Source organism: Arthrobacter sp. YN (assembly GCF_002224285.1).
In the GTDB taxonomy this organism is placed as follows: domain Bacteria; phylum Actinomycetota; class Actinomycetes; order Actinomycetales; family Micrococcaceae; genus Arthrobacter.
In genome coordinates, this window is sequence record NZ_CP022436.1 from 4,035,871 (window position 1) to 4,049,789 (window position 13,919).

The 13,919-nt window shown below is 62.7% G+C and carries 12 protein-coding genes and 1 pseudogene; 3 read left to right on the forward strand and 10 right to left on the reverse strand.

What is annotated here, in order from left to right; all coding sequences use genetic code 11:
* The first annotated feature begins 121 nt into the window (after nt 1–121).
* On the forward strand, nt 122–1,084 hold the full coding sequence (locus tag CGK93_RS18490) for a DUF559 domain-containing protein (RefSeq protein ID WP_089596077.1): 963 nt from the start codon (nt 122–124) through the stop codon (nt 1,082–1,084).
* Nucleotides 1,085–1,379: 295 nt separating this feature from the next.
* On the opposite strand, the gene CGK93_RS18495 is transcribed toward CGK93_RS18490, so the two are convergent.
* The 10 genes from CGK93_RS18495 to CGK93_RS18540 all read right to left on the reverse strand — a co-directional run bounded on the left by CGK93_RS18495 (nt 1,380) and on the right by CGK93_RS18540 (nt 10,225).
* Entirely contained in the window at nt 1,380–1,478 is a 99-nt protein-coding gene (locus CGK93_RS18495) for a 30S ribosomal protein bS22 (RefSeq protein WP_003792170.1), read from the reverse strand.
* Between the two features lie 164 nt (nt 1,479–1,642).
* Nucleotides 1,643–1,855: a helix-turn-helix domain-containing protein gene (locus CGK93_RS18500; RefSeq protein WP_017199160.1), complete on the reverse strand. Its 213-nt coding sequence runs from the start codon at nt 1,853–1,855 to the stop codon at nt 1,643–1,645.
* 232 nt (nt 1,856–2,087) lie between these two features.
* A complete protein-coding gene (locus CGK93_RS18505) occupies nt 2,088–3,242 on the reverse strand; it encodes a 3-deoxy-7-phosphoheptulonate synthase (protein ID WP_089596078.1) in 1,155 nt (384 codons plus the stop codon).
* A 223-nt stretch (nt 3,243–3,465) separates the two neighbouring features.
* On the reverse strand, nt 3,466–4,491 hold the full coding sequence (locus tag CGK93_RS18510; RefSeq protein WP_089596079.1) for an acetylxylan esterase: 1,026 nt from the start codon (nt 4,489–4,491) through the stop codon (nt 3,466–3,468).
* Between the two features lie 50 nt (nt 4,492–4,541).
* On the reverse strand, nt 4,542–5,234 hold the full coding sequence (locus CGK93_RS18515) for a DUF1961 family protein (RefSeq protein WP_198318263.1): 693 nt from the start codon (nt 5,232–5,234) through the stop codon (nt 4,542–4,544).
* The gene (locus CGK93_RS18520) at nt 5,231–5,902 is read right to left on the reverse strand and encodes a rhamnogalacturonan acetylesterase (protein ID WP_089596081.1); all 672 of its coding nucleotides are present in this window, start codon (nt 5,900–5,902) and stop codon (nt 5,231–5,233) included. Before CGK93_RS18520 ends, CGK93_RS18515 begins: the two co-directional genes overlap by 4 nt.
* Nucleotides 5,903–5,931: 29 nt before the next feature.
* Entirely contained in the window at nt 5,932–6,804 is an 873-nt protein-coding gene (locus CGK93_RS18525) for a carbohydrate ABC transporter permease (RefSeq protein WP_089596082.1), read from the reverse strand.
* Nucleotides 6,804–7,778, reverse strand: a complete 975-nt coding sequence (locus CGK93_RS18530) for an ABC transporter permease (RefSeq protein ID WP_089596083.1) — start codon at nt 7,776–7,778, stop codon at nt 6,804–6,806. The genes CGK93_RS18525 and CGK93_RS18530 overlap by 1 nt, the downstream gene beginning before the upstream one ends.
* Nucleotides 7,775–9,304: an extracellular solute-binding protein gene (locus tag CGK93_RS18535; protein WP_089596084.1), complete on the reverse strand. Its 1,530-nt coding sequence runs from the start codon at nt 9,302–9,304 to the stop codon at nt 7,775–7,777. The genes CGK93_RS18530 and CGK93_RS18535 overlap by 4 nt, the downstream gene beginning before the upstream one ends.
* A gap of 225 nt (nt 9,305–9,529) precedes the next feature.
* On the reverse strand, nt 9,530–10,225 hold the full coding sequence (locus tag CGK93_RS18540) for a YesL family protein (RefSeq protein ID WP_089596085.1): 696 nt from the start codon (nt 10,223–10,225) through the stop codon (nt 9,530–9,532).
* Nucleotides 10,226–10,559: 334 nt separating this feature from the next.
* Here CGK93_RS18540 and CGK93_RS18545 point away from each other — a divergent pair.
* Together CGK93_RS18545 and CGK93_RS24245 are read left to right on the forward strand one after the other, a co-directional pair.
* Nucleotides 10,560–12,655, forward strand: a pseudogene (locus CGK93_RS18545) (DUF6807 family protein).
* Nucleotides 12,652–13,917: a glycoside hydrolase family 78 protein gene (locus CGK93_RS24245; protein ID WP_232481393.1), complete on the forward strand. Its 1,266-nt coding sequence runs from the start codon at nt 12,652–12,654 to the stop codon at nt 13,915–13,917. The pseudogene CGK93_RS18545 and the gene CGK93_RS24245 overlap by 4 nt, the downstream one beginning before the upstream one ends.
* Nucleotides 13,918–13,919: the final 2 nt, after the last annotated feature.

The window sequence follows — 13,919 nt, forward strand, 5'->3', positions numbered from 1 at the left end:
CCAAACCATCTCTCACATCCCTCGGGCTTGAACCAAACCATCTCTCACATCCCTCGACTGCCTCTACGAGCCTGTGGATAACTTACGATGACTCAAGCGTTTCTGGGCAAGAATGCCAAGTATGCCGAATGCCACGCCCCTTCCGCCCGCGCTGATCAGCGCACCGTTCACCATTGACGAGGCCGAGGCCGCGGGCCTGAAGCAATCGCACCTCTGGAACCGTGTAGGAATAGATGGAGTCAGCCGCGGCCTTTACCGTCCATCGGATTGGGACTTTGAGCTGTCGGCGGCTGCAAGGTCGCTGTCAGCCGCAAGTCCGGGGGCATGGATATCCCATGTAACTGCCGCGAGGCTGCATGGTGCGTGCCTTCCACCATGGCTGTCTGATTCCAATGAATTGCATCTCAGCAAGCCAAGGCATCTACCGTCCGTCCGCCGCAAAGGAGTGATCGGACACACGGTTGTGGCCTCCGACGACGAGATCGAAAATGTTCAAGGCATCCGGATCAGCACTCGGTCGCGTACCTGGTTGGATCTCGCAAGGCGCCTTCCGCTCGGCGACCTCGTCTGCATGGGTGACGAACTCATTCGCAGACCCAGGCCGGACTTCGAAGAACGCGACGCACCGTTCACCACACTTGAGGCACTTCGCGAACTGGTGGGCAGGCACAGGAATCTACAGGGCGTCGTCAGGGCACGAGAAGCACTAGAGCTCATGCGTGTCGGCTCCGACTCCGCGCCAGAGTCGCTGCTCCGCTTGGCAATGCTGGACGCCGGTATCCCCGAACCGGAGCTGCAGGTGCTACTCCGCCCGAACGATCCGTTTTCGCCGTCCGCGGACTTGGGCTTCCGTGGCCGGCGGGTAGCAATACAGTACGACGGCGGCCATCACCTTGGGCGCGAACAGATATTTAGCGATCGGCGACGCGACAAGGCGTTCGAAGCAGCAGGCTGGACGGTCCTGAAATTCGGAAAGGACGACTTGGCGGATAACTTTTCGTCAGCGACTCGTAAGATCAAGAGCGCTCTACGCTCAGCATGGCAGGATCCCGCGGTCAGCTCCGGTTTTACCCGAGGGACCTGAGAGAGGGAACCCACCAAACCCGAGGGACGTGAGAGAGGGAACCCACCAAACCCGAGGGACCAGAGAGAGCGACCCCACCAAACCCGAGGGACCTGAGAGAGGGAACCCACCAAACCCGAGGGACGTGAGAGAGGGAACCCACCAAACCCGAGGGACCAGAGAGAGCGACCCCACCAAACCCGAGGGACCTGAGAGAGGGAACCCACCAAACCCGAGGGATGTGAGAGAGCGTAGGGGACGCAAAAATGCCCGCCACCTCGAGAGGTAACGGGCATTTACGCTTGATGAAGTATCTCTACTTCTTATTGCGGCGCTGGTGGCGAGTCTTGCGAAGCAGCTTGCGGTGCTTCTTCTTGGCCATACGCTTGCGGCGCTTCTTAATAACTGAACCCACGAAAGTTCCTTACAAACTAGAAGTTCCTGTCTGTTGGAACAGATCCGCGGAAGCAGACAAGTACAACTGACAGATTCTTACATTGACGTAAAACGTTCCTTAACAGAGTACCGCTTCAAAGGGGCACCCTGTGACCACGGTCCGCGGGACGGACCCCGGCAGCCTCAGGCGGTCTCGGATTGTCCGTCCACCACGGCACCCTTGAGGTACTGGGCAACGGCCTCTTCAGGAACCCGGAAGGAACGCCCGAACCTCACGGCGGGCATTTCCCCTGAGTGGACCAGGCGATACACGGTCATCTTGGAAACACGCAGGACGTCGGCCACTTCGGCCACCGTCATGAAACGCGCATTCGAGAAGTTAGTCTCTGCGGACATTTCCCATATTCCTTTGCTCTCAGCCGGTTAGGACACCCCCAGTAGAACGGTGTGCCGATGCTGAGCCATCCAACAACCATGTGCTAGATACTCTAGAGGCTGATGGGGCCAATGTGAAAGCCTTTCCCGTAAGTGGAATGCCGCTCCCCCGGCCGAGCAGGCCCCTTAACGGGGTTCTCTGCGGACAATGCCGAACGCACGGCTCGCTGCGCAGCGAAGCCGCGAAACGGATCTACTCTGCAACCACCGCGCGACGCTTCCGGGCCGAGGCTGCGAGCTGTTCCAGCACCGAAGCCGTGACGTCCCATTCCATGCAGGCGTCGGTGACGCTCTGGCCGTAAACGAGTTCCTGCTCCCCCGCAAGCTGCTTGGCGGTGTCCAGGTTCTGGGCTCCGCCCACCAGGAAGCTCTCCAGCATGACGCCGGCGATCGGCGAGGACTCCCCGGCTTCGAGCTGCGCACCGATTTCCAAGGCAACCTCAGCCTGGCGGTGATGGCTCTTGCCGCTGTTGGCGTGGCTGGCGTCCACGATCAGGCGCGGGTTCAGGCCCTTGGCAGCGAGCTTGGAGGAAGCAGCCGCGACATCATCCTGGGAGTAGTTGGGTCCCTTGCGTCCGCCGCGCAGGATCACGTGGGTGTCCGGGTTGCCTGAGGTTGCTACCAGAGCCGCGCGGCCGTCGTCGTCGATTCCCAGGAAGGCCTGCTCGGCGGCAGAGGCGCCGCAAGCGTCGATCGCCACCTGCAGGTCACCATCGGTGCCGTTCTTGAAGCCGATGGGCATGGACAGTCCGGAGGCGAGTTGGCGGTGGATCTGGCTTTCGGTGGTGCGGGCACCGATCGCGCCCCAGGAAACGAGGTCAGCCATGTATTGCGGGCTGATGGGCTCCAGGAACTCGGTGGCCGTGGGCAGTCCGAGGGCGGTGACCTGCTTCAGGAACCCACGGGCCGCGCGAAGACCGGCGGCGATGTCGTGGCTGCCGTCCAAGTGGGGATCGTTGATGAGGCCCTTCCAGCCGACGGTGGTGCGGGGCTTCTCGAAGTAGGTCCGCATGACGATCAGCAGGTCTTCCTTGTGCTTCTCCGCCTGGCTGACCAACCGGCGGGCGTATTCGAGGCCGGCCTTGGGATCGTGGATGGAGCACGGGCCAACGATGACCAGGAGGCGGTCGTCCACGCCATCCATGATGGCGCGGACCTGGTCGCGGCCGCGGTCGACGACGGCAGCCGAGCGGGCATCCAGCGGCAACTCGGCGATGAGGTCCTGGGGTGCCGGAAGGGGCTCGAAGCGTGCCACCCGGAGGTTGGAGGTTGAAGGATGCGCGGCGTCAACGGCTCCCGCGTCAGGGGAGTCGAGCGATTCGGTGGGTTCTGCAGCGAGGCTGGTCATGTCTGGGTCCTGTTCCGGGATGCGGAGCGGGCCCCTTTTCAGAACCCGCCGGATATGGCGAAGGGCAGAGAATGATCTCTGCCCTGTTGGCTCTGAAGGAAAGTTGGATGCGTGTCAGTTAGACGCGGGCCCCTCCAGAGCCAACGAAAAATACGCATACCAACGGTTTGTCATAGCCACACCATAACCGCGGTTCTTCACACCGGGCAAATCGCGTCCGCCATCATGACAAATGTTTGCGCAGGAACTGCAACTGCTTGATCCAGTGGTGTTCCTGGCCGCCCTCATGGTTGTTGAAGCGGTAGACCTCGATGTCCTTTTCGGGCGCACCGCCGGGCGCGCCGTCCGGCACGCCCAAGGCGCCGTAGCTGTTGTAGCTCGCGAAAACGGTGGACGGCGGGCAGATGTCGTCCATCTGCGCAGCGGAAAACAGTGCAGGAACGGTGGCGGCACGGCCCAGGTGCACGCCGTCGAAGTAGTTCAGGACGGCCAGCGTTGGCTCGTACTTTTCGCGGTGCCGGCCCAGGAAGCCGGCAATCTCCGGGTAGGGCCCGCGAGGGGTGATGTCAATGGCGCGGGGGAAGTCCTGCAGGAACGGGACGTCGGGCAGCGCGGCGATGACGCCGTCGAGCCTTCCAGCCGTCAGCCCAGCGGCGGCAACAGTAATGCCGCCACCTTGGCTGACGCCTGCCAGGACTACCTTGGAGGGGTCGACGGCGGGATGGCTCTGCGCCGCTTCTACTGCACGGAAAGCGTCCACGTACACCCGCCGGAAGTAGTAGTTGTCCTGGTGGTCGGCACCCCGGGTCATGAGCCCGGCATAGTTGTTTCCGCCGGCGGACGGGTGCGGATCCGGGGTGTCGCCCGAGACGCCGCCGTAGCCCTGCCCGCGGGTGTCCATGATGAAGTGCGCGTAGCCTGCCTGGGCCCACCGGGTGTTCTGGTTAACCAATCCGCGGCCGCCGGAGTAGCCGATGTACTCCACCACGACGGGAAGTTGCTGGCCCTGCTGGCGGTGAGCCGGCAGGTGAAGCCAGCCCTTGATGCGGTCTCCCCCGAAGCCGGCAAAGGACACATCGAAGGTGTCGATCACTGAGAGGTAGTTGTCCACGGGCTCGAACACAGGATCAAGCGGCAAGGCCCTGGCCTCGGTGATGGTGCGGTCCCAGAAGGCATCGAGATCTGCCGGCGGGACCACGCTTGAGGTGTAGTCGCGGAGCTGCTCAAGGGGAAGGTCAAAGAGGGGCATGTGGACATCCTACGTCATGGTTTCGTGTGCCCCGTCACAGGGCCTCAGGACTACAAGGGGCTGATGGAGAGGTTCCGGTAGGCGGCTTTCAGGGGTGCCATCTGGCGAATTCCAAAGTACCCGCCTTTGAGGGGTGCGGCCGCGGGGTCGGTCCATTCAAAGAGCAACAGCTCGTTGATGGAGAAGGCCACCCTGGGGCCATCCTTGATCACTTCCATGCGATAAAACCCATCGGCATCCCCGGCGGGCGGAAGCGGATCGGCCCCCTGCGCCACGAGCTCGAAGCCCGCACTCTTGCGGAGATTGCAGGTCCGGAACGCGCGCTCGGAAGCGTGCTTGTGCCGGAAGTAGGAGACGTGGAGGGCGTCCATATCTCCCGAATGGTATTGCGGGTAGAAGCCGGTGCGGGGAGCCAAGGCAGAAGAGAACAGGTCCTCGCCACCATGGCCGGTTGCTGCGAAGAACACCATGGCCAGGCCAGGTTCCTCCAAGGGGAGGAACTCCCATCCGATCCTGACGTGATCGGGAAGTTCCTCCGGGCACCAGAGAGTCCAGTGCGCGTGGTCGCCGTGCTCCTCCGCATCAAGGGAGCCCGACAGGACCAGGGCGCTGGTGCCGTCCCTACCCAAGCCCGGGCCGCCGTCGTCGTCCGTTCCTACCTCATGCGTCCCGAACTGCACCGGTCCCTCAGCCACCCAATCAGCCACATCCGCAGGTCCCCGCAGCGGGTTGGAGTGAATCACGCACGCGCCCCCGCGTTGAGGGTCGCAGGCAACCCGTATCCGAGGGATTCCAGGTGCTCCGCCACGAAGGAAGCGATCCGCCGGGCACCTTTCTCATGGAAATGGGTGTTGTCCTCAAGGCCGCCGGCCCAGTGTGCGTGCTCGCCCGGAGCAAAGTGGAAGAAGAGCTCCTTGGAACCTTCCTCCCCCAGCTCCTGGTAGAGGGAACGGGTCCACTGGTTAAGGTCGATGACCTCCAGGCCGAGCTCCAAGCCAAGCTCCCGGACCACCACAGGGTAGTCCCCCAGGGTGACCTCAAGGTGCCCGCCCGAAAAGTGCCGGCGTTCCACCGAGGTGCACAGGATGGGGATGCCGCCCTTGCTGCGGACCTCGGCCACCATGCGCTTGAGATTGTCCGTATAGCCCGTGCGCGGGGCCAGGTGTTCACGTTTCTGGTCGTTGTGCCCGAACTGGATGAGGACCAGGTCGCCCTGAACGGTCTGGTTGATGAGCTGGTACCAAAGACCCTCCTCGCGGAACGACTCCGTGGTGGCACCGCCCTTGGCGTAGTTGTGGACGGCAGCCCACCAGTACGTCTCGGGCGCAAGATGGGCGCCCCAGCCACTCATGGGGTACTCGAAACTGGGGCAGGCGGCAACAGTGGAGTCGCCCGCGAGGAGGATTTTCATGGGTGTCCTTTCAGATGATGCAGCCGCGCTTAGCCCTTGACGGAACCGATCAGCATGCCCTTGGCAAAGTGCTTCTGCAGGAAGGGGTAGAAGATCAGGATGGGCAGCGTTGCCACCACGATCACGGCGAATTTGATGCCTTGTTCCGGCGGGATATAGGAGGGATCCACGTTGCCGGTACCCAGGAGGTCCGAGGCAGCCGTGACCTGGCGCAGGTACATCTGCAGGGTCCACATGTTGTTATCGCTCAGGTAGAGCAGGGGCGACATGAAGTCGTTCCAGATCCCCACCGCGTAGAACAGCGCAAAAGTGGCCAGCACCGGCTTGGACAACGGCAGCAGGATCCGCCAGAGGATCCCGATTTCCGTGGCACCGTCCATCTTGGCGGACTCTTCCAGCTCCTGTGGGAGTTCCTGAAAGAAGTTCTTGATGATGATCAGGCTGAACGGGTTGATGGCCGCGGGCAGGATCAGCGCCCAGTAGCTGTTGAGCAGGCCCAGGTCCTTGACCAGCAGGAACGTAGGGATCATGCCGCCGGAGAAAACCATGGCGAAGACCACAAGGGACATGATCAGCTTCCGGCCCCGCAGGTTTTTCTTCGCCAAAGGGTAAGCCATGGTGACGGTCAGGATGAGCTGGATCAAGGTGCCCACCAGCGTCACCAGGACGGTGGTGATGAGTGCCCGGGTGAAGGCGGGTGTGGAGAAGATGTACTCGTAGGCGCCCAGCGTGAATTGTTCGGGCCAGACGAAGAATGCCCGCCGGGTGATCTCGGCCTCGTTGGCGAAGGACCCTGCTATCACGTAGATGAACGGCAGCAGGGTGATGATGCCCACCAGGCTCAGGAAAACGTAGTTTGCGGCGTCAAAGACCCGTCCGCCGCGGGTGTTGTGAATCTTCATTAGAACAGTCCGCTCTGGTTGAACCGCTTGGACAGCCAGTTGGTGCCGAAGATCAGCACGATTCCCACGAGGGACTTGAAGAGCCCGACGGCGGTGCTGTAGCTGTAGGCGCCTTGGGTGATGCCCACGAAGTACACGTAAGTATCGAAGACGTCGGCCACGCTGCGGTTGAGTGCGTTGGTCATGAGGTAGATCTGCTCAAAGCCGGTGTTGAGCATCTGCCCGATGGCCAGGATGAGCATCACGATGATGGTGGAGCGGATGCCCGGCAAAGTGATGTGCCAGACGCGACGGAACCTGCCGGCGCCGTCGATAATCGCTGCCTCATACTGGTCCTGGTCCACCGTGGCCAGCGCGGCAAGGAAGATGATGGTGCCCCAGCCGGTGTTCTTCCAGATTTCCTGGAGCACGATCAAGGGCCGGAACCAGTTGGGATCGGAAAGGATGTCCACGTTGGTCCCGAACAACCCGTTGACGAACTGGAACAACGGTCCGATGTCCAGGGCGAAGAGCAGGAAGCTCAAGGATGCCACGATGGTCCAGGACAGGAAGTGCGGGATGTACACGAGGGTCTGAACGGTGCGTTTGAGCACTGAAAGCCGGACCTCGTTGAGCAGCAACGCCAACACGATGGTCAGCGGGAACGCGATACCCAGGTTCAGGAACGCCAGGATGAGAGTGTTGCCGAGCAACCGCGGGAAGTCAGGGTTGGCGAAGAAGTCCTGGAAGTGCTGGACCCCAACCCACGGACTGCCGTTGACACCCAGGAACGGAACGTAGTCCTTGAAAGCGATGGACACGCCGTACATGGGCCCGTACCGGAAGATCGCGAAGTACAGGACTCCGGGCAGCAACAGCAGATACAGCCACTTGTAGTGCGCGAAGTGGACGGCAAACCCGCGCCGCCGCGCCGGGGCGGGCGGCTTGGTGTCCGCCCGCTCCGAGGCTTTGGCTTCTACAACCGGGGCTGTCACTTCTTGTTTTCCTGCCAGAGCTTGTTAATTTCTTCCTTGACCTTGTCACCGCCGCTGGTGTTCCACAGCTTGATGGCGTCCTTCAGGCCCTGCTCATCGGTCTGCCCGGCGAGGTACTTGATGCGGGCGTCGGCCACGATGTTGTCCAGCTGCGCGCCTTTGGCAACGTAGGTGGGCGAGACGAAGGCAGCTGCCGGGTTGTACACGGCGCTCTTGAGGTCCTCGGCCATGACGGAGACGCGGTCATCGAAGACCTTCTGCTCATACTCGGAGGCCTGCTTGACCGGGTAGAAGTTGTTGCCCGTGACGTTGGTGCCAAGCTGGGCAAAGCTCTTGATGTCAGTGTTGACCACCTTGCCCTCAGGGGTTTCGGGCTTGATGGTGGCCGCCAGGCCCTCTTCCAGGGTGAAGTTCACGCCCTCGATGCCGTTGTTCATGAGCACGGCAACTTCCTTGCTGTTCAACTTGTCCAGGAAGCTGAGCACGTTCTTCAGGTCAGCCTCGGTCTTGACGCTGGACTTGGGAATGGCCAGGAAGCCGGAGTAGCCGTCGGTGGGGTGGGCGTGCAGTTCGCCGTCCGGTCCCTTGAGGCTGCCCACGAAGCCCACTTTGTTCTCAAAGTCGTTCGGGTTGGCCTGCTTGAAGAGGTTGATCAGCACGCTGACGCGGGAGTCGACGTCCACGATGATGCCGCCCTTGCCGTTGAAGAACGGTTCGTTCCACTTGGTGCCGTCGAAGGTGGCGAAATCGGGATTGATGAGCTTCTCGTCCACCATCTTCTTGATGAAGCGGTTGGCTTCGAGGAATTCGTCGGTTTCGAAGCTGGGAACCAGCTTGCCGTCGCGTTCGGTCCAGCGGTTGCCGGCGCCGTACCAGGTCTCGATCAGGTCATACGGGCTGTTGGTTCCCAGTGCGCCCCATTTGGGGATGGTGATGCCGTAGGTATCGTTCTGGCCGTTGCCGTCCGGGTCCTGCTCGGTGAACGCCTTGGCAACTTTGTAGAGGTCTTCGGTGGTTTCGGGCGCCTTCAGGCCCAGCTTGTCCAGCCAATCCTGGCGGAACATGACGGCTGCACGGATCGGGTTGCGACCGCGGTAAACACCGTAGACCTTGCCGTTGACGCTGGCGTTCTGCTGGACCTCCGGGAAGGTGGTCTTCAGGTTCGGATACTCATTGAGCTTGTCCGTGAGGTCCCAGAAGGCGCCCGCTTCGGCGTTCTTCACGAAACCCGGCGTTTTGCCCTGGACCACCAGGACGTGCGGGATCTCAGAAGATGCCAGCGTGATGTTCATCTTGTCTTCGTAGGACGCGTTGGGCGTCCACGTGATGTTGACGTCTTTGCCCGTGAGTTCCTCGAGCTTCTTCTGCACGGCGCCATCGGCTGTTGGCGGCTGCGCCTCCAGGAACGGCGCCATGATCTTGACGGAGGAAAGGTCCGACGCCGGCGCTTCGCCACCACAGGCGGTCAGCGCCAGGGCTGCGGAAACGACGACGGCGGCGGCCAGCGTGTGTTTTCTACGGATCATTTTCTTACCTGCTCCACTTCATCGGGGTTGGTGTCTTTCGACTCTTGGTTTGACGGCAGGCCGGGGAACCTTTTGAGGCTCCATATGTGCTGGCCACTCGCATCTTGATACGTTTCATTAGTGCTCGCGCCAGAGGAGTCAGGGATGAGTTCGCTGCCTCCGTGAACGTCGAGGGAACGGTGAAGGACCGGCGGCCCGCTCAAGGCGGGGCGGGCGCGGTTGAGCTCAGACAAGGCTGGCCTCCGTACTGTGGGTCGTAGTGGAAACAGGGCCAACGGCGGTGGCGGACGGTGCGCTGGCGGCGGCCGACATCGCCTCATCGTTGGCTGTAAAGAAGCGGTCGCAAAGCCACCCCGTGACATAAAGCCACGCACCAATGCCGAAGAACGGAATCAGCCCCGGAACCGACCGGCACACGAACAGGGCGGCCGCTGTGACGAACAGGAGGATCACCGTTCCCGCCAGATGCCGCATCGCAAAGCGTGAGGACATCAGGAAGTACTGGGGAAGGGAAAGCTCGTAGCGGGCGAACATCGGAAACAGGTAGCAGACCGTGCCGGCGGCGAAGAGGGCCGCCATCAGGATTCCGGCGGAAGCGATCTGCGAGCCGAAGTCCCAGCCTGCAGAGAAGTAACCCCAGTTCAGGGTCAGGGCAACACCCACAGCAATGAGGGGCAAACCCAAGGCATTGCCCTTGCCGAAGTTCTTGAAGTACTCCTTCGCGAAGCGCCGCATCAAAGGCGCGGCATTTCCCCGCACCTTGTCACGGACCAGGATGTGGGCCGCAGCGGTGCTGGGCCCGATTCCCAAGACAACCCCACCGAGGACAGTGAAGGCCATCCACAACACGTTCAGGCAAGCTATCCAGACGAGCGTGTCGAAGAGCGTATAGGCACGGAAGCCAAATCCGCCAGAGGCCATGACTCCCCCTTTCTCCATCGTTGCAGAACAGGCCCAGGTAACTGGCAGTAGTGGTTGTTCCGGACACTCAGAGCGACCACTAATGCCAGCCAGTTGGGGTCGGCCCACGTGGGCCATGTCACTAAGTAAACGCTTTCCCGTCAACTTAGACGCTGGGTAAGGGTGGAGTCAAGATCATTCTTGAATCGTTACATTTGCTGGGAGCCCGCGCTACACTGAGCAGAGCCGGAACTGGGAAAGCGCTTGCTAGGTATAGCCTGAACCCGCCGGATACTTACCTGAATACCCGACGACGGCGTCACCGCCTTCGTTGCAGCGCCAGCAGAGGAGAGCCATGGACACCCCTTCCATCGAGTCCATCACCAGCCCCGGGCCGCACCGGGCTGCACCGGCACCCCAACCCGCACCCCGGACCGCACCCGCAAGGATCGCGCTGGTAGGAGTCCACGGCTTCGGAACACACCACCTCCACAACCTTCATCGGCTGAGCGCACAGGGTGCGGTGGAACTCGTTGCCGTGGCGGACCCCCATCCCCCGTCCGCTGGAGCGTTACCCGGGACAACTGCTGTCCACGAAAATCTGGATGCCCTGCTGGCGGGCGACCATCACCCGGACGTGATCATCGTGGCTACTCCCATTCAGACCCACGCCCCGTTGGCTTTGTCCGTCCTGGCGTCCCATTCCCACCTCTACCTGGAAAAGCCCCCGGTAGCCTCCATGAAGGACTTCCTCCGACTCAAGGAGGCCGCAACCGCAGCCGGACGCAGCGTACAGATCGGTTTCCAGAGCTTGGGTTCCCATGCACTGGCCGCTTTGGAACAGCTGGCCAACGGCGAAGCCACTGAGGAACTTCCGGGCATCGGCACGCTCAAAGGCATCTCCGCTACTGGCCGCTGGGTCCGCGACCGCGCCTACTACAAGCGCTCGCGTTGGGCGGGCAAGCGCAGCCTCGACGGCGTGGATGTGGTGGACGGCGTCGCAACCAACCCTTTGGCCCACGCGATCGCCACTGCCCTCCGCATCGCCGGAGCCCGCCAGGCAAAAGACCTGGCCTTCGTGGACACGGACCTCTACCGTGCCAACGACATTGAAGCGGACGATACCTCCGTGATCCGCATGAAGACCGTCAATGGGCTGCCCATCACCTGCGCCCTGACACTGTGCGCCAACGAATCCGTGGAACCGTACGTCACGCTTCACGGCACCGGGGAACAGCGGTGTTCCATTACACCGAAGACCGTGTCACGGTCCGCACCGAAGCCGGTGAGACCACCCATGTCTTCGGGCGGGACGATCTCACGGAGAACCTGCTCCAGCACCTGAGCGAGGGCACCGCCTTGCTCAGCCCCTTGGATCACAGCGGCGCTTTCATGCGCGTCCTTGAAGCCATCCGGACAGCCGAGGCTCCTGCCCTGATTCCCTCGGAGTTCGTGACGTGGGTGGGATTCGGCGATCAAGCCCATGCAGTGATCCCCCGCATTGAGGACATCCTGGAACGTGCCACGCTGTCCCATTCAACGTTCTCCGAACTCGGCCTGCCGTGGGCGCGACCAGACACAGCGGGCTCAGAAGCTCTCTTCGCCCCCGCTGCGGATTCTGAGGGGGCCGGCGATGGTGATCCCAGAGAGGAAGCTCCCATCGCCATCTTCCGCAGCGGAAGCGACCTTGATTCTGCATTGTCGCCGCGGCCCTACCTTCATCCGGTGACTACCCGGGGCGGCATCGTGGTGACAGACCACCTGGCCTCGGACCACGTGTGGCATCTCGGCGCTGGATTCGCGCTGCAGGACGTCAACGGCAGCAACTTCTGGGGTGGGCGCAGTTATCGCCGGTCCGCAGGAAAATACGTGGATCTGAACGACCACGGCAGCATCGAGGTCGCCGCAACGCCCCACGGCACGGACCACTCCACAGCGGACCTCCACTGGCTGGCCGCCGATGGCAGCTTGCTCCTGGAGGAGCGTCGCACGTTCCGTCGTTCGCTCGTCACCCCGCGAACGTGGCGGCTGGACATCACCACGGAACTCACCGCCGTCGTGGATGCCTCGCTGGGTAGTCCTGGCTCGCACGGTGCCGCGGGAAGTGGCTACGGCGGCTTCTTCTGGAGGCTTCCTGTCAATGCCTCTCCGCGCGTGTTTTCCTCCACAGCCGAGGGCGAACCCGCCGTACATGGTTCAGTGACGCCGTGGCTGGCGTGGACCGGAGAGTTCGACGGCGGGCCGGCCACGTTGGTGTTTGGCGCACCTTCCGAGTCCCCGGACCCATGGTTTGTGCGATGCAGCGGCTACCCGGCCGTGGGTTCGGCGCTGGCGTGGGACACCGCAGTCGAGTTGGCGGCGGGCGAGTCGCTGACCCGTACCGTAGCGGTGTGGATCAGTGACGGAATACTCGGCACCCCTGACATCGAGGATTTGGTGTCAGCTCGATGAGTTCCAGCGCCCCGGCATCACCACTCGTCGCGACGAGCCTCACGGTGGAGGGCCGGACGCAGTGCCTGATGGCCCCGGCGCAGCCCAGGTTCGCTTGGCTGCTGGATGCCGGTCCTTCCGCAGACACCGGGCAATCGTTCCAAGGTGCGTACCGCCTCCGGGTGATGGACCGCGCCGGTACAGAAGTGTGGGATTCGGGCACTGTTGTCACGGACCAGCAGCACCACCAGTCCTCCACAGGCCCCGAAAACAGCCCCAACCTCAGCCCTGACAGTGACTACCAATGGACCGTCCAGCTCACGGACTCCACCGGCACTGTAGGTGAGCCGAGCGCTCCGGCTCCTTTCAGCACAGGGCTCTCGGGCGCGGGAACCAGCGGCTGGAACGCCGAGTGGATTCACCGTGCCCCGGGAGGCCGCGCGCCACTGGAACTGGTGGAGGGTTTGCTGCGTGTGAGCGGCTCGCCACATCTTCCGTGGCCTGTGTCAGCCAGCAGCAGCACGGTGATCACCGCCCGCTTCCGCTTGCGTCTTGGTACAGCCGGGATCCTTCTTCGCAGCGACGGTCCCGGAACCGGGCTGCTGCTGGAAATGAAACCCAACCGTACAGCTGTCCTCCGGAAGGCACCCGCTTGGGAGATCGGAGCCATGGCTGCGCCCGCCACGGAGGCACTGGCCGAAACCCCGGCCTTTGAAGCAACCGCTGTTTCACGGGCGGGCGCCAATCCCCATGACCTCTGGCAGGACCTGATGGTCAGCGACGACGGGCAGCGCATCACCGTCACCATTGACGGCACCACGGCTTTGGACTCGGACGTCGCCAACACCGGGCGCACGGGCATCGCCTTCCACCAAGGACCGCGGAGCCAGGCCGAATACCTCTCCCTTAATGTCCGGAGTGACGGGAAAACCCTCCTCAGCAGCGACTTCACCAACCCAGGCTCACTGGCAGACTGGACCACCACCACTCCCCTCCGCCAGCCCGACGAGTGGACCCTCGCAAAAACCACCTTCCACCTCAAGCGTCCCGTGCTCCGCGCCCGCCTCTACGCTGCGGCGAGCCACCACGCCGCGTTCACCCTCAACGGCACTCCCTGCCTGGAGACCACCAACTTCGGCTACCCGGGCGAACACTTTTACAACGCCGCCGACATCACTGACACACTGCACTCGAGCGGCACCGCCACCCTGGCCGCCGTCGCGCATTGGTACGGTCCTGGCCAAGGCCGCGCGGCCGGCCGCCCGGGTTGCTGGCCCAGGTGACG

Coding starts and splice junctions, on each gene's coding strand:
- CGK93_RS18490 (WP_089596077.1), top strand. CDS start 122: ATGCCGAATGCCACGCCCCTTCCGCCCGCGCTGATCAGCGCACCGTTC.
- CGK93_RS18500 (WP_017199160.1), bottom strand. CDS start 1,855: ATGTCCGCAGAGACTAACTTCTCGAATGCGCGTTTCATGACGGTGGCC.
- CGK93_RS18505 (WP_089596078.1), bottom strand. CDS start 3,242: ATGACCAGCCTCGCTGCAGAACCCACCGAATCGCTCGACTCCCCTGAC.
- CGK93_RS18510 (WP_089596079.1), bottom strand. CDS start 4,491: ATGCCCCTCTTTGACCTTCCCCTTGAGCAGCTCCGCGACTACACCTCA.
- CGK93_RS18520 (WP_089596081.1), bottom strand. CDS start 5,902: ATGAAAATCCTCCTCGCGGGCGACTCCACTGTTGCCGCCTGCCCCAGT.
- CGK93_RS18525 (WP_089596082.1), bottom strand. CDS start 6,804: ATGAAGATTCACAACACCCGCGGCGGACGGGTCTTTGACGCCGCAAAC.
- CGK93_RS18535 (WP_089596084.1), bottom strand. CDS start 9,304: ATGATCCGTAGAAAACACACGCTGGCCGCCGCCGTCGTCGTTTCCGCA.
- CGK93_RS18540 (WP_089596085.1), bottom strand. CDS start 10,225: ATGGCCTCTGGCGGATTTGGCTTCCGTGCCTATACGCTCTTCGACACG.
- CGK93_RS24245 (WP_232481393.1), top strand. CDS start 12,652: ATGAGTTCCAGCGCCCCGGCATCACCACTCGTCGCGACGAGCCTCACG.